The organism is Brasilonema octagenarum UFV-OR1 (genome assembly GCF_963888615.1).
Classification (GTDB): domain Bacteria; phylum Cyanobacteriota; class Cyanobacteriia; order Cyanobacteriales; family Nostocaceae; genus Brasilonema; species Brasilonema sennae.
Genome location: NZ_CAWPKW010000168.1, coordinates 40,639 through 65,127 on the forward strand (window position 1 = coordinate 40,639; position 24,489 = coordinate 65,127).

Annotated in this window: 18 protein-coding genes; 13 read left to right on the top strand and 5 right to left on the bottom strand. The window is 40.3% G+C overall.

Annotated features, from left to right (window positions below; translation table 11 throughout):
• Positions 1-53: 53 nt before the first annotated feature.
• The 11 genes from AC5590_RS11630 to AC5590_RS11680 all read left to right on the top strand — a co-directional run bounded on the left by AC5590_RS11630 (position 54) and on the right by AC5590_RS11680 (position 16,361).
• The gene (locus AC5590_RS11630; RefSeq protein ID WP_169263950.1) at positions 54-1,643 is read left to right on the top strand and encodes a class I SAM-dependent methyltransferase; all 1,590 of its coding nucleotides are present in this window, start codon (positions 54-56) and stop codon (positions 1,641-1,643) included.
• Complete coding sequence (locus AC5590_RS11635) at positions 1,640-2,848, top strand: glycosyltransferase family 4 protein (RefSeq protein WP_169263951.1); 1,209 nt, start codon at positions 1,640-1,642, stop codon at positions 2,846-2,848. Before AC5590_RS11630 ends, AC5590_RS11635 begins: the two co-directional genes overlap by 4 nt.
• The gene (locus tag AC5590_RS11640) at positions 2,845-5,217 is read left to right on the top strand and encodes a glycosyltransferase (RefSeq protein ID WP_169263952.1); all 2,373 of its coding nucleotides are present in this window, start codon (positions 2,845-2,847) and stop codon (positions 5,215-5,217) included. Before AC5590_RS11635 ends, AC5590_RS11640 begins: the two co-directional genes overlap by 4 nt.
• Before the next feature lie 240 nt (positions 5,218-5,457).
• Complete coding sequence (locus tag AC5590_RS11645; protein ID WP_169263953.1) at positions 5,458-6,426, top strand: GDP-mannose 4,6-dehydratase; 969 nt, start codon at positions 5,458-5,460, stop codon at positions 6,424-6,426.
• Positions 6,427-6,509: 83 nt separating this feature from the next.
• The gene (locus tag AC5590_RS11650; RefSeq protein ID WP_169263954.1) at positions 6,510-7,199 is read left to right on the top strand and encodes a glycosyltransferase family 2 protein; all 690 of its coding nucleotides are present in this window, start codon (positions 6,510-6,512) and stop codon (positions 7,197-7,199) included.
• A 426-nt stretch (positions 7,200-7,625) separates the two neighbouring features.
• The gene (locus AC5590_RS11655; protein ID WP_169263955.1) at positions 7,626-9,578 is read left to right on the top strand and encodes a hypothetical protein; all 1,953 of its coding nucleotides are present in this window, start codon (positions 7,626-7,628) and stop codon (positions 9,576-9,578) included.
• A 53-nt stretch (positions 9,579-9,631) separates the two neighbouring features.
• On the top strand, positions 9,632-10,000 hold the full coding sequence (locus AC5590_RS11660; RefSeq protein WP_171975194.1) for an EamA family transporter: 369 nt from the start codon (positions 9,632-9,634) through the stop codon (positions 9,998-10,000).
• A 20-nt stretch (positions 10,001-10,020) separates the two neighbouring features.
• Positions 10,021-11,349, top strand: coding sequence for a glycosyltransferase (locus tag AC5590_RS11665; protein WP_169263978.1), 1,329 nt, complete (start codon positions 10,021-10,023; stop codon positions 11,347-11,349).
• Entirely contained in the window at positions 11,349-12,728 is a 1,380-nt protein-coding gene (locus AC5590_RS11670; RefSeq protein WP_169263956.1) for a glycosyltransferase family protein, read from the top strand. Before AC5590_RS11665 ends, AC5590_RS11670 begins: the two co-directional genes overlap by 1 nt.
• A 140-nt stretch (positions 12,729-12,868) precedes the next feature.
• On the top strand, positions 12,869-14,113 hold the full coding sequence (locus AC5590_RS11675) for a glycosyltransferase family 4 protein (protein WP_169263957.1): 1,245 nt from the start codon (positions 12,869-12,871) through the stop codon (positions 14,111-14,113).
• Positions 14,114-14,285: 172 nt separating this feature from the next.
• Positions 14,286-16,361, top strand: a complete 2,076-nt coding sequence (locus AC5590_RS11680) for a serine/threonine-protein kinase (protein ID WP_169263958.1) — start codon at positions 14,286-14,288, stop codon at positions 16,359-16,361.
• A gap of 42 nt (positions 16,362-16,403) precedes the next feature.
• On the opposite strand, the gene AC5590_RS11685 is transcribed toward AC5590_RS11680, so the two are convergent.
• From AC5590_RS11685 to AC5590_RS11705, 5 genes are all read right to left on the bottom strand, one after another.
• Positions 16,404-17,330, bottom strand: a complete 927-nt coding sequence (locus AC5590_RS11685) for an energy-coupling factor transporter transmembrane component T family protein (RefSeq protein ID WP_169263959.1) — start codon at positions 17,328-17,330, stop codon at positions 16,404-16,406.
• 52 nt (positions 17,331-17,382) lie between these two features.
• Positions 17,383-17,535 (bottom strand): hypothetical protein, encoded by a 153-nt coding sequence (locus AC5590_RS11690; protein ID WP_169263960.1) that lies wholly within the window; start codon positions 17,533-17,535, stop codon positions 17,383-17,385.
• Positions 17,536-17,621: 86 nt separating this feature from the next.
• Complete coding sequence (gene der / locus AC5590_RS11695; protein WP_169263961.1) at positions 17,622-18,983, bottom strand: ribosome biogenesis GTPase Der; 1,362 nt, start codon at positions 18,981-18,983, stop codon at positions 17,622-17,624.
• 173 nt (positions 18,984-19,156) lie between these two features.
• Complete coding sequence (locus tag AC5590_RS11700) at positions 19,157-19,387, bottom strand: Uma2 family endonuclease (protein WP_318284531.1); 231 nt, start codon at positions 19,385-19,387, stop codon at positions 19,157-19,159.
• Positions 19,388-19,813: 426 nt separating this feature from the next.
• A complete protein-coding gene (locus AC5590_RS11705) occupies positions 19,814-20,671 on the bottom strand; it encodes a M28 family peptidase (protein ID WP_169263962.1) in 858 nt (285 codons plus the stop codon).
• A 117-nt stretch (positions 20,672-20,788) separates the two neighbouring features.
• Between AC5590_RS11705 and dnaK the strand changes: the two genes are divergently transcribed.
• Complete coding sequence (dnaK, locus tag AC5590_RS11710) at positions 20,789-22,990, top strand: molecular chaperone DnaK (RefSeq protein ID WP_169263963.1); 2,202 nt, start codon at positions 20,789-20,791, stop codon at positions 22,988-22,990.
• Positions 22,991-23,198: 208 nt separating this feature from the next.
• Positions 23,199-24,188, top strand: coding sequence for a DnaJ C-terminal domain-containing protein (locus AC5590_RS11715; RefSeq protein ID WP_169263964.1), 990 nt, complete (start codon positions 23,199-23,201; stop codon positions 24,186-24,188).
• Positions 24,189-24,489 lie beyond the last annotated feature (301 nt).

Here is a 24,489-nt window from a genome sequence, read left to right on the forward strand (position 1 = left end):
TAGAGTCTGATACAGAAAATTTAATATTTGATAAAGAGAAGTAGGCAAAGAAAATGATTAATATCAATAATCCTGAAATTAACGTTGATGAATTAATGCAGAGAATTAGGGAAGATGTTGCTAAGCGTCATGGTCAAGTTCAGCCAGAAAATCCAACATCCAAGTCAATAATCTCCAACTCAACAGCAACATTTAACCATATTTTCTATCATATTGATGCTTTACTGAGAAATGCAGAATCTAGATCGATTACCCGCACGAAATGGCCGGATAACTTTAATAAATTTCCCTTTAATTTAAGTATTATTAAAAATTTCCAAAAAATTGCTTTAAAAATACTGAGTTATATATTTAAAGATCAACGGGAAGTCAACTTTAACTTGATTCGTGCTTTGAAAGAATCTGTAGGGCTTAATCGACAGCTTATAGAAGAAATAGCCAGTTTAAAAGCGCAGATGGATGAGCGCTTGAATGCTGTAGATACTAGCATACAAGGAATGGATAAACGCTTCAGCGCTGTAGATACTAGCATACAAGGAATGGATGAGCATTTGGGTGCTGTATATAACCGTGTTTCAGAGATAGATAACAACCTAGATCACGTAGATAGTTGTATGAGTCATCTACAAGAGTACTTAGAGACTATGAACAGCCGCAAACAACTGATAAATGATCATCTAAAGACTGTGGATGCTCATATTAATACAGTAGATGAGCATTTGGAGAGTGTGGATACTCGCCTAGAAGCAATGAATGAACGCTTAGGTGCAGTGAATGTTCGCGTGCAAAACTTGGATGAGCGTGATTTAAGAAATGATAACTACCTCAAAAATGACCTAGTACAGCAAAAGCGCCTAATAACTATGTTTTTGGAAGAAGCACGACGGCGGTTACCAGAACCTTTTAGCCAAGAACAATTGCAAACCTTTGCGAAAGAAGAACAACATTCACTAGATGCTTTCTACGTGGCTTTTGAAGATCAATTTCGAGGTAGTCGTGAAGTTATCCTTAATAAGTTAAAAACTTACTTACCTATCATTCAAGAAGCAAAGGTTGGTACACCGGAGTTACCTATTCTAGACGTGGGCTGTGGACGCGGTGAATGGTTGGAGTTGCTGCGTGAGTCTGGATACAAAGCAAGGGGTATAGATATCAATAGAGTGATGCTGGAGCAGTGCAAAGAAAAGGGACTAGAGGTGATAGAATCAGATGTCATTGCATATTTGCAGTCTTTGCCAGATGCAAGCTTAGGTGCAGTCAGCGGGTTTCATATTATTGAGCATCTATCATTTCCTATATTAATGAAGTTGATAGATGAAACAAGAAGGGTACTTCATAGTGGTGGTATCGCTATCTTTGAGACTCCAAACCCAGAAAACATCATTGTAGGCGCTTGTAATTTTTACTCAGATCCTACTCACCTTCACCCACTATTTCCACCAACGGTTAAATTTTTCTTTGAGCAACTTGGATTTTTGGATGTGAAATTACTACGTTTAAGAGAAAATCGGCTCGAAGATCCACTACAGTTAATTGAAGCAGATAACCCAATAGCATCTCACGTCAATCCCCTAATTGAACTTGCTAAGTTCAACTTTTATGCACCGCCGGATTTTGCAGTTATAGCAAAGAAAGCTCAATGAATCATATTTCAATTACATTTGTAACTCCTTGGTACGGCACTTTTGCAGGAGGAGCAGAAGTCGCCGCCAGAACCTTAGCAGAACAATTAAGCAAGCGGGGTTTCGATGTCCAAGTTCTCACCACTTGTTGTCGTTCTCCTTTTGATAATTGGTGGCAAAATACTCTTCCTCCTGGTGTTGAAAAGATTAATGGTGTTATAGTACGTCGGTTTCCTGTCAAACAAGAGGGTGAAAATCTTTATCATGAGGTGAACTATAGAATTATCCATAATATGGAGGTAGATGAAAAATTTCAACATCAGTTTCTTGAAAATAGTATAAATAGTCAAGCTCTAGTTGATTACGCTCAAGCTAATACAGATGGACATTTAGTGATTGGTATGCCCTACACACAAGGGTTGATTTATTCCCTGATTCAATCACTAGAAGGTAGAGCCAGCATCATGCCTTGTTTTCATGATGAGCCTCAGTTTAAATGGATAACTACAGCCCAGATGCTGGAGCGTAGTCGTCATATATTCTTTTTAACAGAAGAAGAAAAAACACTAGCAATAAAACATTATGGACATAGTATTGGTCGTAGACTTATAGAAAGTCCTGTGATTGGGGTAGGTGTCGAATTACCGATTGATATTGAGAAACTTCAAAAGTCAAATTCTTCTCTTCTAGAAGAGATTAAAGTGCGTTGTAACCTACCTGAAAAATTTTTTGTATATGTTGGGCGAAAAGATATTGGTAAGAATATTCTGACGTTAATAGATTATTTTAAAGATTATCAGTCACATGGTGGTGACGCCACCCTTGTTTTCTTAGGTGGGGGTGATGCAAACCTCGTCCCAACAAACAAAGGGTTTTTAGATTTAGGGTTTGTACCAGAAGAAGATAAATATTTAATTATTTCCCAGGCATTAGGATTAATCAATCTTTCCCACAATGAAAGCTTCTCACTAGTACTTATGGAAGCCTGGTTATGTGGGATACCAGTTATTGTTCATAGAAATGGTGAAGTTACAACTGCACATTGTAAAAAAAGTCAAGGGGGTATCCCAGTTTCGTCAAGCGAAGAATTTGAGGCTGCATTAGAAATTTTAAGTAGCCAAGATAAAGGTAAAATGCTTGCAAGGTCAGGGAAAAGATACGTGCAGTCTAAGTATTCTTGGGATTGTGTCATCAACCAATTTTTCAGAGGTGCTTATCAAGGATGAAGTTTTTAATTGACGGTCAAACACTATCGACACCAGAAATAAATCGTGGGATTGGTGTCGTTTTTAAGCGAATTTGTGAAGAGTTAGTGCTGAATGATATTACCAAAGAATGGTATATTACTGTCCGTAATAGTTCAGATATGGGTCATTTTAGTTCAAGAGTACAAAGACGACTGATTCCTATTAATGTCAGCGAAGCTTTAAATCGAGATAATTACACAGAACAGACAAACCACTACAGTGAACTTCTGAACAAAGTAGTAACAGAATTCAAAATAGATGCTTACTGGGTTCCTAATCCGTTAATGATCAATGTTGTTTTGCCAATTCATTTACATGGGGTAACGATTTTTGCAACAATATCTGATCTCATACCACTGGTAATGCCCGATTATTACATTGCCAAATGGCCAGAACACATTAAAGCAGAGTATAAACAGCGTATTGAAACACTCCCTAGGTGGGCAGATAAATTAATTTTTATTTCAGAAAGCGCAAAAAGTGATTTTGAAAAAATAGACCCTCGTGTTGGGAGTAAATCAATAGCAATACATTTAGCAGTAGATCACACTAAGTTCTGGTCATATATTTCGCCTATAAAGAAATCTAAAGAGCCTTATATTTTATTGACAGGTGGCTTCGATCCCAGAAAAAATATGAATGCCGCACTCGAAGCCTTTTCGTATTTAATTAAAGATAATTATCAAGAATTCGCCAATCTTAAATTTTATGTAGTTTGTGCTTATAGTAATGAAGAGAAGGAAAATTATGAAAGACTAGCAGCTAAACTTGGTGTTTTAGATAAACTTGTGCTGACAGGTTACATCGAAGAAGAGGAGCTAGTTGCTCTTTATCAAGGAGCTAGTGTTTTTTTCTTTCCTTCACGCTATGAAGGTTTTGGATTACCTATACTAGAAGCATTAGCATGCGGATTACCAGTAGTTACTACTAAGGTTTCATCTATTCCAGAAATTATCGGAGATCTAGCCTACTACTGTTCACTTGATGAGCCCAAGGACATGGCTTTTGCTTTAAAAGCAGCTCTTCGCGATTGTGCAAATAATCAAAGCAAGCGAGAAGAGTTTATCAAACGTGCTAAAGAATTTACTTGGGCTAAAACTGCTGCCAGCTACTTCAAATTATTTACTAATAGTTTATTAGAGACAAAGAAAACAGGAAAGTTACAGCGCCCAAAAATTGCTTATGTATCACCTTGGCTTCCTCAACGCTCAGGTATTGCAAACTATAGTTATGAGATTGTGCGCCATCTAAAAGAGTATGTAGATATTACTCTGTATGTAGAGAATCCAAAAGAGTGTAGTGCCGATATTTTTGAATTATCAATGAAGAGTCTTTCGACACTGCCCAAAGATATAAAAAATTATGATTCCATTATTTACCATATTGGTAACAATAGTAAATTTCATAAAGCAATTTACCAAATGGCGTGGCAGTATCCCGGTATTGTTGTACTCCATGAGTTTAATATTCATCCATTTTTAGCAGATTCATTTTTAGGAACAGATAAAGAGTCTTTATATGCAGAAGCTCTAACTGAGGCATATGGTGAGCAAGGAAAATCTAGTTATGAAGCAGTGAAATGTAGATGTGAGTACCCAGAAATATGGAAATTTCCCATGTCTCATGCTCTAGTAAAACGTAGTCTTGGTGCTATTGTTCATAGTCGCTGGGTAAAAGACCAACTGCAAGAAATAGGTGATGTTTCAGTCGTTCCTCTTGGTTCTGTTGTTAATACAGTCTTGGATACGGGAGATGATAGACTTGCGCTAAAAAGACGTTTTGGCATTGATGCTAATAAATTTATAATATCTACTTTTGGTTTTGTTAACAAACTTAAACGCATACCCACCATTTTAGAAGCTATTAAGATACTGATTGATAAAGGCTATCCTGTTCAGTATCTGATCGGCGGTGATTTGATAGATTCATCACTGAAAATAGAAGAGACAATTCAGTCATTGGGTCTTTCAAAAAACGTGACCATCAGTGGTTATTTAAATGATGAAGATTTTGAGAGCTGCATCCGGATGAGCGATGTTGTTCTCAATCTTAGATACCCAAGTATGGGTGAGTCTTCTGCTGCTTTAATGACAGTATTAAGCTATGGAAAAGCTTGCATTATTAGTAATTACCAGCAATTTGCAGAATTGCCAAATTCCGTATGTTGGAAAGTAGATATAGATGATTTAGAAGTTCCACAATTAGTCGCTTATTTAGAGGAGTTGATGCGTAATTCAGCCGCTCGAAAACAGCTTGGGAAGAATGCAGCTTTTTTTGCAGCTAACTATTCTTCATATCAAATTGCAGCTAAGTTGTATGCTGGCATAATCGAGAAAGTTGTGAATTAAAAGAAACTGATGATGCCAAAGCAAAAACAATTAAGGTAAATTTATTTGCATTGTCTTCGTCATTTTCTTCAACTTCACCTTAGACTTTCATAAAGATGCATACCTTTAGTTAACAAGCTAGCTGCATTGGCAATTAGCAAAACAAACGCCTATCAGGACTTCAAAATTGTAAAATAAGTAGAAATTTTTCTGATTTGAAACCATTTGTTAGTAACGTTTTTTGTAAAAACATTGTAAAGAATGACTAAAAAAGCCTTTATTACTGGACTGACTGGACAAGACGGTTCTTATCTTGCCGAACTACTACTAGCTAAAGGCTACCAAGTCTTTGGCTTAGTCCGTCGATCTAGCACAAGTAACTTGGAACGCGTCAGCCATCTGTTCAACCAAATTCAAATTGTCTCTGGCGATCTGCTGGACCAAAGTTCGCTAATGGATGTCGTCACCGAAACCCAACCGGACGAAATTTACAACCTCGCCTCCCAGAGTTATGTCCCCCTCTCCTGGACACAACCAGCACTTACTGCAGAGTACACCGCTCTTGGTGTCTCTCGCCTACTAGAATCTATCCGTCGCTGCAAACCGGATGCTAAATTCTACCAAGCCTCCAGTAGCGAAGTTTTTGGTCAACCTGACGAATCACCTCAAACTGAACGCACCGCCTTTCGTCCCCGTAACCCATATGGTGTCGCCAAAGCATACGCTCATTGGATGACCATCAATTATCGCCAAAAATACAACCTTTACGCCTGCTGTGGTATCACTTATACCCATGAATCGCCACGACGTGGTACCGAATTTGTATTTCGGAAAATTACTCAAGCAGCTGCCAAAATCAAACTTGGTCTAGCTAATGAACTAAAATTGGGGAACCTTGATGCTCGTCGTGATTGGTGCTACGCCAAAGATGCTGTTTACGCAATGTGGCTGATGTTGCAGCAAGAACAACCCGATGATTTCATCATTGCAAGTGGTGAAACACATTCAGTCAGAGAATTGGTTGAGTGTGCTTTCAACTATATTGGACTCAATTGGCAAGATTATGTTTCAGTTGATCCAGCGTTCTACCGTCCTGATGAAGCAGTACAATTAGTTGGTTGTATTGATAAAATTAAGACTAAATTAGCTTTGCAACCTCAGTACTCGTTTAAAGAATTGGTGGAGTTAATGGTTGACTATGATCTTAAATTACTGAGCGGCAATAAATAATTGCCTAACATGGACTTATAAAATTTGTTTATAAAAAATTAAAAGTAATTGACCTGGTGTGAGGTGGAGGATTTATATAGTTTATGAAGCTATCTATTGTTATACCCTGCTATAACGAACTTGGAACTATTAGTCAAGTTGTTAGAGAAGTCAAAGCATCTCCAATAGAAAAGTGCGAAATTATTATAGTTGATGACTGTTCAACAGATGGTACACGAGATTTCCTTAGAGAGAAGATGGAAGCTGAGGTCGATCAAGTTATCTATCACAAGAAGAATCTGGGCAAAGGTGCTGCTTTGCGTACTGGATTTGCTAGAGCGACTGGGGATATCATAATTGTTCAGGACGCCGATTTAGAGTACGATCCTCAAGAATATCCTATTATGATTAAGCCGATTCTTGATAACAAAGCAGATGTTGTCTTTGGCTCGCGTTTTCAGAGTGGTAGAGCTCATAGAGTTGTTTACTATTGGCACAGACTAGGGAATGGATTTTTAACAATGTTATCCAATATGCTCACTAACATTAATCTCACAGACATGGAAACCTGCTATAAAGCGTTTCGACGGGAAGTGATTCAATCTATAAAGATAGAAGAAAATCGGTTTGGATTTGAACCGGAAATTACCGCAAAAGTAGCGAAAATGGAATGTCGCATTTATGAGGTAGGCATATCTTATTATGGTCGAACTTATAAGGAAGGTAAAAAAATAGGTTGGAAAGACGGATTCCGGGCTATTTGGTGCATTTTAAAATACAATCTATTTTGCTGATTAAAATTAGTCATCAGACCTATCTTGAAAGTCTACTTTCATTCTGGGTTGTGAGTGACAGTTCGTAGATGTCTCTGGCAAAACCCAATTTTTAGAATATGAAACCACAAAGAAACACAGATAATTTATCTGTATAACCTTCTCCTGTCGGAGACGCTACGTGTTGGCGTACCCTGTCCGTAGGACTTACGGAAAGCCACTGAGTCGTAAAGCGTGCTTTGAGGGATACGCGTCTACATCTGTTATGCATCTGTAGTTCCAAATACTCTTACATTAGGATTTTGACAAGAAATTGATTGAGTATAAAAAACATCTGTAAAAAATATGATTTTCTTGAAAATACCTCAGGCAATACTATATTTAGTATTTTGTTTAATAGGTGTCTTTAACGTATTTCATCCTACGATACTTTCGAGTTTTGCTTATATGCAAACAGACCCTGGAGATACACGATTAAACCATTACTTTCTAGAACATTCTTATCAATATTTATTTAATAGAAGTTATGTCGGTGAATTATTTTCACCAGCTTTTTTTTATCCTTTTAAAAATATTTTAACTTTTTCTGATAACTTGTTTGGTTCAGCTCCAATCTACTTTATATTAAGAGCATTTTTCTCTGCAGAATTGTCCTATCAGTTATGGATGATTGTTGTCTGTATACTATGCTTCTTCAGCTTTGCTTTATTGATGCGGCATTACAAAGTGAGCCATGTGCTAACTGTAATTGGTGCTTTTCTTTTTGCATTCGGTATGCCAAGGATTGCTCAGATAACTCATCAGCAGTTACTTCCTCAGTTTTTTACACCTCTGGCTTTTTTATTTACATGGAATTTCATCAAACGTCCAAGAAATAAACCACTCGCATGGGCATTACTGTTTGTTTACTTGCAAGTTCTTGCAGGAATTTACTTGGGCTGGTTTTTAATCTTTACCTTAATAATTTTTACTTCGATAGTTTACTTATTAGATTTCGATATTCGGCAAAGGTTGATTATATATATTAAGCATAACTATAAAGCAACTATTTTAATTGCTGCCACTTGGCTGTTATTCATGATTGCGTTATTAATTACCTATATAAAGGTTAAGGAAACACTTGGCGATCGCGCCTATGCAGAAGCCGAGAATATGTTGCCTAGGCTTGCCTCTTGGTTTCTACCAGTACCCAACAGTCTTTGGTGGCCTGTATTTTCAGGAAATTTTAAAGAGTTACCAGTGGCTTACGAACATCATATGTTTCTTGGGTTCTTGGTTATCTTACTGACTGCCCTATCTGTTTACAGTCTTCTATACCGCAAGAATTTATTCAACCACGAGAACACTTTACTTATAAAAGCTTGCTTACTTGTTGCTCTTACTATTTTTATTATTACCCTACGTTTGCCAAATGGTTGGTCAATTTGGAGAATTGTATACGGAGTTGTACCAGGTGCTTCGGTGATCAGGGGAGTCACTCGCATATGGACAATGTTTTATTTTTACATTTTAGTTGCTGTGACACTATGCCTAAACTCTTTGCTACATACAATAGCTAGTAAAAGGTTGCGGATGATAGTGTTAAGTTTACTTTGTATTGGATGTGTATTAGAACAAATTGTACTCACTTCACCTAGTTTTGAAAAAACAAAATACATCAAAGAAGTCACACAAATTCAGACATTAATGGAGAAAAATTGTGACATAGCCTATGTCACTCTAAAAGCTGAAGAGCCAGCTTGGGCATCGCAGTTATCTGCTATGTGGGCTGGTATTAAAGCTAATGTACCTGTTGTGAATGGTTACTCAGGAAATGTACCTCCAAAATATGGTGATAATGAACATTCAATGAATACATATCAAGTTATAAATTGGTTAGGAGAAGGCAGAAAAGGAAGACTATGTATAATATCTCAGCAGTCTATACAAAAAGATAAGTTAATTGCTATGGACTCTGTTCAGAAAAATACTAGTTCTTTAGGAAATTGGACTTCTTATCAAATACAACTGCCCATAGCCAAAACCTTTTTACAAGAAATCAGACCATATGAAATTCCTAAAATCTTAAAAAGAGATTTATCCATTAAAATCCCAGTTATTATAAAAAATACCAGTAACTTTATATGGGTTGCCAAGGGTAAAAATCGTACAAACTTTAGTTATCGTTGGCTGGACTCAGACGGTAAATTCGTGGTCTTTGATGGAGATGGCGATCGCACACCCCTTCCTTTTGATTTATCTCCTGGAGAGTCAGCAGCAATTAATGCAGTGATCAAAACACCTACTCAACCAGGAAAATACAGTCTAATTTTAACAATGGTGCAAGAGTTTGTTGCTTGGTTTAGCGACCAACAAGCACAGTCTCCCAAGTTTGACTTGACGATTACTTCAGATTCTTAATAAAAGATGGACGTGTGACTCAAAAAACTACTAAGCGAGTGTGAGGAAATTTCATGAGGTTACAAGAATTTTTTTTACTGCTAATGTCTGTTATGGCTAGTGTAGGAGGCCAGTTTTTTTTAAAGCTTGGCGCGCTTAAATTGGCAAGCTTGAATCCAGCAAACACAATTGGTCAAATTCTTAACATCGCTACAACGCCTGAACTACTAATTGGACTAAGCTGCTATGGTTTAGGTGCTATAGCTTACATTCTACTTTTAACTAAAGTAAATCTGAGCATTGCAGGTCCATCTGTCTCTCTCGTTTATGTGTTCTCAGTTTTACTGGGTTATTTCATTTTTAAAGAATCTATTCCCCTCATACGTCTAGTAGGCTTGAGCTTCATTATTTGTGGAGTGATATTAGTAATTTGGCACAAGTAAATAAAATAACCAAAAAGAACATGCATTCAGAAGCTGAAACTTTATCTTTGATCACAAGTGTAACTTTAGGTGTTAACATCGCAGGTTATGTAAACAGTGAATTTGGTTTAGGCGAAGGAGTACGTTCAACTATTAGATCGCTTGAGGCTGTTAGTATTCCTTTCGTCATTAATAATTGTACTTTCAATACAATTCATAGAAAGTTCGATTCTACTTACACCAATTTCTCGGACGATAATCCTTATCCAATTAATATTATTCAGATAAATGCAGATATGATAAGTACTTTTATCAGTTCCGCTAAACCTGAATATTTTGAAAATAAGTATAATATTGGGTACTGGGTATGTGAACTTCCTGATTTTCCCAAAGAATGGCTAAAAGCATTCAATCTTTTTGATGAAATATGGACTCCCAGTAGTTACAGTGTGGAGGCGATAAGCGAAGCTTACTGTCAAGGGCAAAACGCACCACTATCACCTGTCCCAGTCCTTAAAGTTATGCACAGTATCTGGTTACCACAACCTACAGCAAGTAAACAATCACTGGGGCTACCAGATAATAAGTTTATTTTTCTCTTTATATTTGATTTTTACAGCGTATTTGAACGCAAAAATCCTATAGCAGTGATTGAAGCTTTTCAACGAGCCTTTGATAAAGATGAGCAAGTATTGCTCGTTATAAAATGTTCTAATGCTCAGAAGTTCCCTGATAAATATAAACAGTTAAAAGATTTAGCGCGAAATTTTAAAAATATAAAATTTATTGATAAATATTTGCTCAAAAATGATGTAAATGCTCTGATTTTTCATTCTGATTGCTATGTATCTTTACATCGTTCTGAAGGGTTTGGCTTAACTATTGCTGAGGCTATGTTCTATGGAAAACCAGTTATAGCCACTGCCTACTCAGGGAACACTGACTTTATGAATGTTACTAATAGTTTTCCTGTCAAGTATTCTTTAACTACCTTAACAGAAGATTATGGACATTACAAGAAGGGAAGTACATGGGCAGAACCAGATGTTGACCATGCAGCATATCTCATGCAATATGTTTTTAAAAATTATGAAGAAGCGAAGCAGATAGGTGCAAAAGCAGCTGAACACATGAGGTTTTACTTCAGCCCAAAAGTGATTGGTCAAAAGATGAAAAATCGATTGGAATATATAATCCAGAGAAGTAATAATTTGATAGAAACTCCTCAATCCCATACAGATTTCAAACACAAAGATGCAGAAATAGAACGATTAAAAGCTTTAGTTGACTACATGGAAAGAAGCAATTTTTGGCAACTGAGAAATCGGTGGTTTAAGCTAAAAGGGATATTACAATCAAAATTCAATTAATGCCTGAATTACAAAACATAAAACCTCGTCCACACTTACTAATTGTTAGTAATGATGTGGTAGATGCTAAAATGGCAGGTCCAGGGATGCGTTACTTGGAATTAGCGCGTGTTCTTAGTCAGGATTTGGATGTCACCCTTGCCATTCCCTCGGAAACGACTCTCCAAGTTCCCAATATAAAACTAGTACGTTACTGGGATGAACGCCCGAAAAGTTTACAAGTCCTGGTAGAAAACAGTGACATTACCTTGGTGTCTGGTTACATGGTAGAAAAATTTGCCTTCTTGCACCAGACACAAAAACGCATCATCGTTGACCTTTACGATCCTTTTCTTTTAGAAAATTTACATTACCACCTCAACAAGCCACTCCCAGCACAGGAAAGCTTAAACAACCGCGCAGTAGATGTTACCAACAGCTTAGCTCGTTTAGGTGATTTTTTTATTTGTGGAAGCGATCGCCAACGAGATTTCTGGATCGGTTTACTCGCTTCCAATGGACGCATTAACCCCCGCAACTTTGCCAAAGATACCAGTCTACGTTCTTTAATTGACGTTGTCGGAATCGGCTTTCTAAACCGAGAACCCCGTCCAAATCCTACATTGCGCGGTATACATCCTGGATTTCCAGAAGATGCTCGTATTGTATTATGGGGTGGCGGTATTTGGGACTGGCTCGACCCCTTAACTCTGGTAAAAGCTTGGACTGGTGTCATCGCTGAATACCCACAAGCACGACTCGTCTTTTTAGGAACCCGTCATCCCAACCCTCAGGTTCTTCCACATAAAATGGCGGAACAAGTTCAAGTGCTTGCTGCTGAAATTGGCGAAAAAGACCGTACCATTTTCTTTTACGAGTGGATACCATACGAAGAAAGAGAAGCGCTGTTGTGTGAAGCCGATATTGGTGTCACTCTTCATCCGCCACACATCGAAACTCGTTATTCGATTCGCACACGAGTACTAGATTATCTTTGGGCGCGTTTACCTGTACTTGTGAGTGAGGGAGATGTCACCAGTGAATGGGTAAAAGAGTATGGAGTTGGTAAAGCTGTACCACCATTGGATGTAGAAGCAGTGAGAGTGGCGATCGCACAAATCTTAGAACGCCCCAAATCATCTTGGGCTTCAGCATTTGAACCCTTACGCGACTCCTTAAATTGGTCACAAGTCGTCGAACCTCTCCGCCGCTACTGTTTACAACCAGAGTACGCACCTGACCGACAAATACGTAAACTCGTCACACCGACCGTAGTAAAACGTGGTAAATTAGCGCGAGTCATTGAAATTTGGCGTACTGAGGGAAGTCGCGAACTTCTGCAACGTATTGGGAAAAAGTTTCGGCGGCGACTAAGCAATTCAAAATCACCGAAGACTTGATCCAAGGAAACCTGCGCTCAAACTTCTCTCAAAATTCAAAATTCCAAAATGTAAAAGTCAATAGAAACTACTAACTTGACATATCTCTACTTTTCTCTCTTATCTTGGCGTCCTTGGCGACTTGGCGGTTCGTTCAAATTATGAAAATTCTGCACGTTACTCAAGGTTATACCCCAGCAATTGGGGGTACAGAATTACTCATCCAACGTGTTTCCGAAGAATTAGTTCGACAATTTGGCGATGAAGTCACAGTCTTCACCACAAATTGCTTCAATGGAGAAGGTTTTTTTAATCCAAAACTACCACGCTTGCAACCAGGTGACGAGGAAATAAATGGTGTCAAAGTGCGCCGTTTTCCAGTCAATAGCCGAATGAGTCAAATGGTTCGATTTCCTCAAAAAGTTGCTTATCGTCTGCGTTTACCATTCAACCAGCATTTAAGAACAATAGCAGGAGGACCAATCATTCCTGGCTTAAAAAAAGCTATCCAAGAATATTCCGCTGATATTATTGCTGCTTCATCTTTTCCATTGTTACACATGTACGCAGCGCTTAACGGTGCTAGGGAGTCTGGAAGACCGTGTGTCCTTCATGGAGGAATACATCCGCAGGATGATTGGGCATTTCAACGCTCTAGAATTTATAGTGCTATTCAGCAATCTACTTATTATTTATCTAATACAAAATACGAAGCAGATTACGTTATCCAACAAGGAGTTTCACCTGAACGTGTAGCTGTCGTAGGAGTAGGAGTTGATCCAGAACCCTTTGCACAAATTTCCTCAACTCAAGCCAAAAACCATTTCGGTTTCAAAGAGCAACCAGTCGTAGGTTTTATTGGACAATTTGGAGGACACAAAGGAGTAGATACTCTTGTACAAGCGATGACACTTGTTTGGAAATTTTTCCCTGATGTGCAGCTTCTACTAGCAGGAGCAAGGACAATGTTTGCAGAGAAAGTAGAAAATATTATCCATCAATTACCAGAGTCATATCAAAAGCAAGTCAAGCTTTACTATAACTTTTCTAATGAGGAAAAACCCCTCTTATTTTATGCTGTAGATGTGTTTGCTTATCCTTCTGGTTTTGAGTCTTTTGGAATTGCATTTCTAGAAGCTTGGGCTGCGAGTAAACCTGTGATTGGTTGTCGTGCTGGAGCAATACCTTGGGTAATAGACGAGGGAATAGATGGGCTTTTGGTAGATTATAAGAATCAAGAAATGCTAGCAGAAGCAATTATAGAGTTTTTAAAAAACTCTTCTTGGGCAACAACTTTGGGTAATGCTGGTCGTCAGAAAGTTTTATCAAGATACACTTGGAGTAAAGTCGCTCAGAATTTTAGAGAAGTTTATGTTGAAGCCATAAGACCAGATAATACCAAGTAGCCAACAAATAACAATAATGACAAACTGATATCAGGAGTAGCTTATACTCTAATTACACATCGCTATATAAAGAAGTTATCAAGTGGATTGAAGGATAATTCACTTCCTCGTTTTGGCATAATTTTAATTTCCTACCCCTATTCAATCACGAATAGGACTAAAGGAAACGACTATGAATATAGTGTGTAGAAATGGACATCTAGTTTCAGCAGGGTCAAAATTCTGTAACCACTGTGGTGATTCTGTGGTGATAGTACAATCCCAGGCAGTAAGTGCAACCTCACCAATAGAAAATGAGGATGAACCGTTGCAACCTGGGACATTCCTCCGTGAACGCTACATCATCCAGCAACAACTCGGTCAAGGAGGATTCGGGAGAACTTACCTAGCAGAAGACACGGGGCGGTTTCGTGAGAAATGTGTCATCAAAGAGTTTATGCCTGTAATGAAGAACACTGCTACCCTCAAAAAAGCAGAGGAATTGTTTCAACGAGAAGCCGCAACTCTTCACCAGCTTGAGCATCCACAGATTCCTCGATTCTGGGAGATATTTCGGCAAGAGAAACAGATTTTTATAGTTGTGGATTATATCGAGGGACGAACCTATAAGGAGCTACTTGAGCAACGCTTACAGCAAGGTCAATGCTTTAGTGACACAGAAATTTTAGAACTCCTTCAAAATCTGTTACCAATTCTCACTTATCTTCATAATCGAGGAGTCGTTCATCGAGATATCTCACCTGACAACATCATACTCCGTGCACATGACCATCTTCCTGTCTTGATTGACATGGGGGGAGTTAAACAAGTAGCACTCGAAGTCAGCACACTAACAGGTTCAGGACAAAATATGATGACTTCGTTGACTTGTGTGGGTAAAGTAGGTTATGCCCCAGATGAACAACTCCGCCTTGGATTAGTAGCTCCTCATAGCGATTTGTACGCTCTAGCAGTCTCAGTTCTGGTGCTTATGACAGGGAAAAAACCCCAGCAGTTGCTAGATCCACATACGCTGCAGTGGTTTTGGGAGAATGAACTGAGGTTAAACCCACTGTTGATAAAAACTCTTAGTCGAATGTTGGCACTAAGACCTAGCTCACGTTTTCAATCAGCACAGGAGGTTTTACAAGTTTTAAACCCCATTGTCTCTAGCAACAATCTTTCAAAGAAATACTCACAGCACCCAAAAAATTCTTCCCAGCAAGCTACCCAACCCTCTAATATTGGCAGACTGACTTTTGTTAAACAAAACTGGCAAGCTATTCCAAACCGCGTGAAGTTTCTAGTTCCGGCACTTGTTGCCATTACTGTAGGACTCATCTATGTTTTCTGGAAATATCAGCCGATTTTACTGTCGCTGGTGACACCAACAGATCTCAGTCGCGTTTCTAATTTGCAACTGCGTTCAATGCGTGAAGTGCAAAATGTGCCACAGGGTTTGTTCAACTACGGTGGTGCTCCTGCCTTTGCACCTGTCAATTCCGATAATATGAAAGATGCTATCAACCGAACTCACCCAGAATTTCGCCTACGCTACACTGAACCCCCTAGTGGTAATCCTGGTTCCAGTACGGGTATCGAAATGCTGATCAAGGGTGAACTGACTTTTGCTCAAAGTGCTCGCACCCTTGAAGACGATGACTATAATAAAGCGAGAGCTAGGGGTTTTTCCTTAGAACAGGTGCCAATAGCTATTGACGGGGTTGTCTTCTATACTCATCCAAGCCTGACGATTCCTGGACTTTCCGTAGACCAACTCCAGGCGATTTTTAGGGGGCAGGTGACCAATTGGCAGCAGGTAGGGGGACCAAATATACCAATTGTACCTGTCGGTTTGGATCCCAAAATTACCAGCGCACTCAAGTTACTGCTGGGCAGTGATGGCGACGACATCGGTTCCAATGTGAAGGTTGTCCGCGATTTCACCTCCGCTATTCGTAAGGTTGCCGCGACGCCAGGGGGGATTTCTTATGCTTCGGCTCCACTTATATTAAATCAGAAGACAATCCGTTCCATTGCGATCGCCAAAACTAACACCAAGCACTATGTGCAACCTTTTACAAATAATAAGCAAGTCAATCGACAAGCGTTTCAAGATGGCACTTACCCAATGACTCGCCGCTTTTTTATAGTCATCCGCCGCGATGACTCAGTCGATGAGAAGGCTGGAATTGCCTATGCTAGTATGTTGCTGTCTAAAGAAGGTCAGGGAATCATTGAGCAGACTGGGTTGGTTGCTATCCGTTAAAGTTAAGAAACTAATTGTTGTTGCCTTTAATAAGCATATTTTTTAAACTTCGGTTCCTATTGCTAAACGCAGTCCCCAGAATAAAATTAAAATTGCGATCGCCAACCAATCACCTCTTCTCAATCGTAAATAATGCCATTGCACACGATGTTCACTAGGACTCGTAAACCCCCGCACCGTCATAGCACTCGCCATTTGCTCTGCCCTGAGTAGCAAATTTTCCAACAGCCGTTCTGCTACTAACATCCAAACTTTAACAGCTCCTTTCAATCCTAACTTTTTCCAATTAATAGCCCTCGTCATGACAGAACGAATTAAATTCTGGATTTCTTCTAAAACGAGGGGAATAAATCGCAAAGATAAAGTTAAAGTCAAAGTTATTTCAGTCACAGGTAACTTCAAGCGTCGCAAGGGTTGCATTAAGCTTTCTATAGCAGCAGTGATTTCCTCTGTTGCAGTTGTCAACAGATACAGATTGCAACTGTAAATAAGGGTAAACCACATCGTACTCACACTGATTGCCAAATCCCATGAACGCCGAGTGACCTTAACTGGACCTTTGTCAAACAGCAGATACTTATAATCTTGCTGCTTATTGGCGGACATTGGTGCTGGAGTAGACTGACTCGAAGCTGATTGTTCTGTTAAAACTTGTTGGTTAGTCGGCAGGCGCGGTTGATACTTGATCCCAAGTCCATCAGGAGTGATAGCTATAACGATTAAAATAAAAAAGCAGAATGTCAACAGCCAGCCCATTTGCTGCTGCCAAACTCTTCGGGGGATTCTTGCTATTAAAGTAGCAACAATCAACAGTACCACCAACAGCACGCGCCATAAGTTATTGGCAAGAATGTAAGTTGTGAGAAAGCTCATCAACCAGATTAGCTTGACTCGTGGATCGAGTTTATGTAACCAAGTTTGAGGTTGTTCTAAGTAAAGCCCAATTGGCAGCGATCGCAGTAAATCCATTTATAATCATTAGTCGTTAGTGAGCCAGCACGGCGCAGGAGGGTTTCCCGACCTAGGTGACGGGCGTTCCCGAAGGGTCTTGGGGAGCCAGTTCTTGATGAGGGTTTCCCGACCTAGGAATCTGGCGTGGTTTCCCCCATGAGCGACTGCCGAAAGGGTTTCCCGACTTGATGCGTCTGGCGTGGGGTTCCCCCCGTTGAAGCACCTGGCGTTTTCCCTCCGTAGGTGACGATCAGCCATCAGTCATTAGTCAATTGCCAAAGACTCATGACTGATGACTTGTGACCACTATTACACGCGGGTTGCTCGATTGGCATTAGTACCTTCGACTTCACGGGCTTTTTTACTCCGCCATAGTATACGGATAGGAGTTCCTTGAAAGCCCAAATGTTGCCGAAATTGTCGCTCGATATAGCGCCGGTAGTTATCGTTAAAGCGTTTAGAATCGTTGACAAACAATGCTATTGTAGGCGGTTGACTACTAACTTGTGTGCCATAGTAAATTTTGCCTTGGCGTCCAGCACGAGAGACTGTCGGCGAGTGCCAACCTATTGCTTCTTCCAAAACTTCGTTGATCACCGCTGTACTCACACGACGTTTGTGTGACTCGGCTGCTTTATCAACCAATTCCAAAATTTTTTCTACCCGTTGTCCAGTCAAGGCGCTGACAAAAATCATTTCTGCCCATTCAGTAAAATGCAGTCGTTCTTGCAGATGTTTTTCGTAATCATATATGGTGTAAGAGTCTTTTTCGACAGCATCCCACTTATTGACCACAATAATACAAGCTCGACCTTCTTCAGTAACCCGCCCAATTAATTTTTGGTCTTGCTCGGTGACACCATCAAGGGCATCTATCACCAATAAAACCACATCAGCGCGACGAATTGCTTTAAAAGCGCGGTTGATGCTAAAGAATTCCGGACCATATTCTACATTCTTCTTTTTGCGAATTCCTGCCGTATCAATCAAGCGGTAAATTTGCCCGTTTCGTTCCACAATAGTATCAATTGCATCACGGGTTGTACCAGAAATTGGGCTAACAATTGCCCTTGTTTCTCCCACAAAAGTATTCAATAAACTGGATTTTCCAACATTGGGACGTCCCACAATTGCTACTTTAATCTCGTTGGTTTCTGGTACTTCTGCTGTAGCAGGAAGGTAGTTAATCACTACGTCAAGTAAGTCTCCTGTACCACTTCCATGAATAGCAGAGATGGCGAAAGGTTCCCCCAAACCCAATTCCCAAAATTCGGCAGCTTGAATCAAACCTTGTTCTGGGGATTCGCATTTATTGACAGCTAGCAAAACAGGGACTTTTTGTTGTCGCAACCACTCAGCAATTTCTTCATCAGCGGGTGTTGGTCCTGTGCGACCATCTACTACAAAAATAGCAACACTTGCCTCTGCTAGGGCTGCCATTGCTTGTTGACGAATCAATGGTAAAAATTCGGTATCATCATTAAAGACTAAACCACCAGTATCAACAACTGTAAAGTCGCGATCGCGCCAGTATGCTGGTTTATAAGTGCGATCGCGCGTCACACCTGGTTGATCATGAACAATAGCAGATTGTTCCTCGGCAAGACGATTGACCAAGGTAGATTTGCCCACATTCGGGCGACCAATAATAGCAACTATAGGAAGACTCATAACCGGATGCACAATGCTCCAAATCTCTATTCTAGCGGTTTAAGCTGATACTATTGCCTGTTGCAGAAAAAACTCCGTAAACTTAGTTCACAGACAATAACTCACTTAAAAAGTTTTCTTAACTTTGGGTAACAAATTCTAATTATTCGTAACTACAAAAGCACCACCAACATTCAAAGCAATTCTGCCTCTTCAAAAACTTGTCTAACTGTTAACTCCAAACCAGGAAACAGAGTATCCACAATCGGCATATTATCACTGTAAACTTGACTTTCTTCAGCCGAGACAAAAACTTTGATAGTTATTGCTTCTGGATCGACAATCCAAACCCGTGACACTCCAGCATCAAAATAATCTCGTGCTTTGTCTTCAAATTCCTTCATTGTTTGGTCTGGAGAAATAATTTAGATTACCAATTCTGGAGGAACAGGACAAGCTTCATTGCGCTTCCAGCTTTTAGGTAAACTTTGGTAATCAATATAAGTCAAAGCGGGTACAGGTGCCCAATCTTGCCCCTGACGTTTTCAAATAATTGCCCACTTTGAACCGATTCTACCTTTTCCTTGACACCAAGTACGAAGCAAGAGTCACAGAGTTAATTATAAAGTCGAATGAAAGAATTTAGGAGAAACTTTAGGCACTGCATAACTATCTACAAACTCATAGTTGACATCTCCTTCTGGAAGCGCTCAAAAATCTTCTAATGTGATTTTTTTTCTGATACTTGTCTTAACCATAATAAGGTTACCTGTTGTTGATAAACATATTTTAAAAACTCTTGTTCTAAACCTTCTAGTTCAATACTGCTCAATCAAAACATATCGATTTTTTCACAAATACCGAATACCACTTTCTAATCCTTGACAAACACCAGTCAGAAAATCTAAATCCAAAGTCTCAATAGTATCGCTGGGTTTATGATAGTTTGGATTTCGCATATTGGCTGTATCTGTCACCATCATTGCAGGATAACCTTGATCCCAAAAGTGTGCATGATCACTTCGTCGAGTCAGTGGAAGTATTAAACCTCTGTTAGGTACTGGTAGCCAATGGCTGGGTACGCCAACTTTACGAATACTGCGGCTAATAGAAATTAAGTCACGAATTGTGCGCCAATTGCCAATTAAAGCAATAAAATCGCCACGATTTGGGTAAAAGCGTTCTAAAGGAGATGGGTAAGTTTGCGAACCAGGGGTACGATCGCAATAGCCCAACATTTCTAGAGAAATCATTAACCGTAGCGGCTGATCTTGTTGTCGCAACTCGGCTGCATACTCAGAAGCACCAGAAGGACCTAATAAGCCGTATTCTTCCATATCAAAAGCTACCAGCCGCAGGGGATATTTTGTTGGTTGGGCAGCAAACATTCTTGCCAATTCCAGCAAAACTGCTATACCTGTAGCATTATCATCAGCGCCTGGCGTTCCAGGAACAGCATCATAATGGGCACCAATTAAAATAGGAGGCAAATCTCTTTTTTCGGACTCAGGTTGTGAAGGTAAATTCAAAATGAGGTTTTGACAAGTTTTGCTCCCGACTTTAAAGGTGTGGATTTCCACACTTCCCCATTGAGCAAATTGTTGACGAATGTATTCTTGGACAAAGAAATGTCCAGCAGTAGCTAGATAGGGATCGCGATCGCGGGCGATCGAGGTAAGGTGATTTTCGATTTCGTTCTTTAGATTCACAAATTAACTAACAAGGAACACTGTTTGACCATGTAATTCTCAACAGCAAGATACAATAAATCAAGCATTAGATCTAAACAAATTAATTTATAAGACACTATAGGAGAACAAAAACGCATGGGCAAGGTAGTCGGCATTGACTTGGGTACAACCAACTCAGTAGTTGCCGTCATGGAGGGTGGCAAGCCGGTGGTGATTGCCAATGCAGAAGGAATGCGAACGACTCCCTCCGTAGTTGGCTTCACCAAAGAAGGCGAAAGAGTTGTTGGGCAAATGGCACGACGGCAAACCCTCCTCAACCCACAAGATACCTTTTTCGCCGTTAAACGCTTCATTGGGCGCAGGTATGGCGAACTGAGTCCAGATTCCAAGCGAATCCCATATACTATCCGCAAAGATGAAGTTGGTAACATTAAAATTTCTTGTCCTCGTCTAAATAAAGATTTTGCTCCAGAAGAAATTTCCGCAATGGTACTAAAGAAACTGGCAGAGGACGCCAGTAAGTACTTGGGTAGTCCAGTGACAGGGGCAGTCATCACCGTACCTGCTTATTTTAATGATTCTCAGCGGCAAGCAACACGAGATGCTGGTAGAATAGCAGGCTTGGAAGTACTACGAATTCTCAATGAACCGACAGCCGCTTCTTTGGCTTACGGATTGGATCGCGGCAGCACTGAAACTATATTAGTCTTTGACTTGGGTGGTGGCACGTTTGATGTGTCGATTTTAGACGTTGGGGATGGAGTGTTTGAAGTCAGATCCACAAGTGGAGACACGCAACTCGGTGGTAACGATTTTGATAAAAAAATAGTCGATTGGTTGGCAGAGAAATTTTTGGAAACTGAAGGGGTAGATTTAAGACGCGATCGCTCAGCTTTACAACGTTTGTTAGAAGCAGCTGAAAAAGCCAAAATAGAACTTTCCTCTGTCAGCGTCACCGATATTAATTTACCTTTTATCGCTGCTGATCAAGAAGGTCCAAAACATCTCGAAACTCGTTTGACTCGTTCTGAGTTTGAAGGTTTGTCTGATGACTTACTTGGACGTGTACGCCTTCCAGTCAAACGCGCCATGAAAGACGCTGGTTTAACACCAGCAGATATTGATGAAGTAGTGCTGGTTGGTGGTGCTACCCGAATGCCAATGATACAGCAGGTTGTACGAGCAATGATTGGCAAACAACCCAACCAAAATGTCAATCCAGATGAAGTTGTGGCCGTAGGTGCAGCAATACAAGCGGGTATTCTCGCTGGTGAACTCAAGGATGTCCTGCTGTTAGATGTGACACCCCTGTCTTTGGGATTAGAAACCGTCAACGGCGTCATGAAAAAACTGATTCCCCGCAACACCACCATACCAGTACGCCGCTCTGATATTTTTTCCACATCAGAAAATAATCAAAATACAGTGGAAGTCCACGTCGTCCAAGGCGAACGGGAGATGGCAGTAGATAATAAGTCTCTCGGACGGTTTAAACTGTATGGTATTCCTCCAGCCCCACGTGGTATTCCGCAAGTACAAGTATCATTTGATATAGACGCGAACGGAATATTACAGGTGACCGCTCTGGATAGAACCACAGGCAGAGAACAAAGTATTACAGTTCAAGGTGCTTCTACCTTGAGCGAAGGGGAAATCAAGCAGGCAATTCAGGATGCTGAAAAATATGCTGAAATTGACAGAGAGCGGAAAGAACGGGTAGAAAAACGCACTCGTGCTGAAGCATTGATTATCCAAGCAGAACGACAACTTAGAGAAGTGGCGTTGGATTTTGGCATGCAGCTTGCTCGCAGCCGCCGCCAAAGAATTGATAATATCTGCCGAGAACTGCGCGAAAGTTTGAAAGAAAATGATGACAGAGGGATTGACCAAGCTTACGCCGACTTGCAAGATGCCTTATATGATCTAAACCGTGAGATCCGCCAGTACTACGTTGATGATGAAGAGGATGACTTGTTTGGTACTATCCGTGAAATCTTCACTGGCGAAAAAGACCGAGATCCTCCAGGAGGAAGCCGCCTAAGAGGCGATGATCGCGATTATCAAAGGGATACATACCGCGATTCGTTTGGAGGAAGCCGCCCAAGGGGCGATGGCGCAGAGCGCCCGCTGAGCCCTCCGGGCACGCTCCGCGAACGCGATGGGCGAAGCCCCGCCAGGGGCGATCGCGATTACTATGACACAGACAGGAACTATAACAAGGACTACAACAGAGATTATGACAGGAGAGATCGTTCCTCTGATAACACCGGTTCTTCACGCAAACCCCGTCCTAGCTACCAGGATAATTGGGATGATGACGATGATAATTGGTTATAACGTCTGATAGATATTAAGGCGGGAAACCCCGCCCCTAGTACCTCAAAAAAAGTATTAACAGATAAAATCAACAGAAAAAAAAGGTTGATTTTAAATTCGGATTTAGTAGTTTGTAAGAGGTAATAGGTAATTAGTTAGTCGTTAAAGAATTAATGAATAACCACTAAAAAAGTGAGAATTTAAAACTTAAAAATAAACAACTGAAACTATGCCAAATTTGCAGAATTTTCGGGATTACTACGAGATTTTAGGAGTAACGAAAGATGCGTCCAATGAAGATCTCAAAAAGAACTATCGACGGTTAGCGCGTCAGTATCACCCAGACCTCAATCCAGGAAACAAAGCAGCAGAAGAAAAATTTAAAGATATCGGAGAGGCTTATGAAGTTCTTTCTGACACAGCGAAACGGGCGCAATATGACCAATTTAGTCGCTTTTGGAAACAAAAAGGTTTTGACAAACAAGCAGCTTCACGAGAAAACGGCTGGAATCGTACAAACGGTCGTACCCGCAATCAAGAGGTAGATCCTGGTAGATATTCTGATTTTGATAGTTTTATCAATCAAGTCATTGGTGTAGGTGTTCGCAAAGACACCAAAAATGGAACTTCCACAACTGGAGTGGAGAGTGATCCCTTTAGTTCCACAAACAGAAAAGTTCAATACACAGTTAATTCTCGCCCCACTCGCCGAGATATAGAAGCAAGACTAACGTTACCATTGGAAAAAGCATACAAAGGTGGAAGCGAGAGGATTCGGCTTGAAGATGGGCGTTCGCTCGAAGTCAATATGCCTCCTGGTATGGTCACAGGTCAAACCATCCGCCTGAAAAACCAAGGTATCAATGATGGCGATTTATACTTAAAAATTACAGTAAACCCTCATTATTTATTTAAAATAGAAGGCTCAAATGTTTTTTGTCAGGTTCCAGTCACTCCCACTGAAGCAGTTTTAGGAGGACAGATAGAAGCGCCAACCTTAGACGGACCAGTAAAAATGTCTATTCCCCCCGGTGTACGTTCAGGTCAACGCTTCCGTCTTGCCAACAAAGGTTACCCCAAGGAAAACGGTGAACGTGGTGACCAATTGGTAGAAATTCAGATCGTAGCTCCAAAAAATATTACTGAACAAGAACGTGAACTTTACGAAAAGTTACGACAGATAGAAACCTTTAAACCCCGCACCGATTTGGTAAAATAGCGATGATGAATCGTTAATTGTTGGTAGTCGTTTGTGACCAAGCCTAAGGGCTCTTTGCTGTCTGGTACGCCAACGAAGCCGGTGTAGGGGTGTAGGGGTGTCAGGGATAATTAGCCCCTACACACGCCAGATACCTAGGTCGGGAAAACCTCCTATGGCACTTTGTGCCACGCTTCGCTATCAGTACTGGCTCCCCTATACTCTTACCCCCTTACTGCCTAGTAGCTGACAACTGACAACCAACAACCAATCACAGACTCGTGACGGATTTAAACTGCTGAGGGAATAATTAGGTTTAGAA

Coding starts and splice junctions, on each gene's coding strand:
- AC5590_RS11630 (WP_169263950.1), top strand. CDS start 54: ATGATTAATATCAATAATCCTGAAATTAACGTTGATGAATTAATGCAG.
- AC5590_RS11635 (WP_169263951.1), top strand. CDS start 1,640: ATGAATCATATTTCAATTACATTTGTAACTCCTTGGTACGGCACTTTT.
- AC5590_RS11640 (WP_169263952.1), top strand. CDS start 2,845: ATGAAGTTTTTAATTGACGGTCAAACACTATCGACACCAGAAATAAAT.
- AC5590_RS11645 (WP_169263953.1), top strand. CDS start 5,458: ATGACTAAAAAAGCCTTTATTACTGGACTGACTGGACAAGACGGTTCT.
- AC5590_RS11650 (WP_169263954.1), top strand. CDS start 6,510: ATGAAGCTATCTATTGTTATACCCTGCTATAACGAACTTGGAACTATT.
- AC5590_RS11655 (WP_169263955.1), top strand. CDS start 7,626: ATGCAAACAGACCCTGGAGATACACGATTAAACCATTACTTTCTAGAA.
- AC5590_RS11660 (WP_171975194.1), top strand. CDS start 9,632: ATGAGGTTACAAGAATTTTTTTTACTGCTAATGTCTGTTATGGCTAGT.
- AC5590_RS11665 (WP_169263978.1), top strand. CDS start 10,021: ATGCATTCAGAAGCTGAAACTTTATCTTTGATCACAAGTGTAACTTTA.
- AC5590_RS11670 (WP_169263956.1), top strand. CDS start 11,349: ATGCCTGAATTACAAAACATAAAACCTCGTCCACACTTACTAATTGTT.
- AC5590_RS11675 (WP_169263957.1), top strand. CDS start 12,869: ATGAAAATTCTGCACGTTACTCAAGGTTATACCCCAGCAATTGGGGGT.
- AC5590_RS11680 (WP_169263958.1), top strand. CDS start 14,286: ATGAATATAGTGTGTAGAAATGGACATCTAGTTTCAGCAGGGTCAAAA.
- AC5590_RS11685 (WP_169263959.1), bottom strand. CDS start 17,330: ATGGATTTACTGCGATCGCTGCCAATTGGGCTTTACTTAGAACAACCT.
- der (WP_169263961.1), bottom strand. CDS start 18,983: ATGAGTCTTCCTATAGTTGCTATTATTGGTCGCCCGAATGTGGGCAAA.
- dnaK (WP_169263963.1), top strand. CDS start 20,789: ATGGGCAAGGTAGTCGGCATTGACTTGGGTACAACCAACTCAGTAGTT.
- AC5590_RS11715 (WP_169263964.1), top strand. CDS start 23,199: ATGCCAAATTTGCAGAATTTTCGGGATTACTACGAGATTTTAGGAGTA.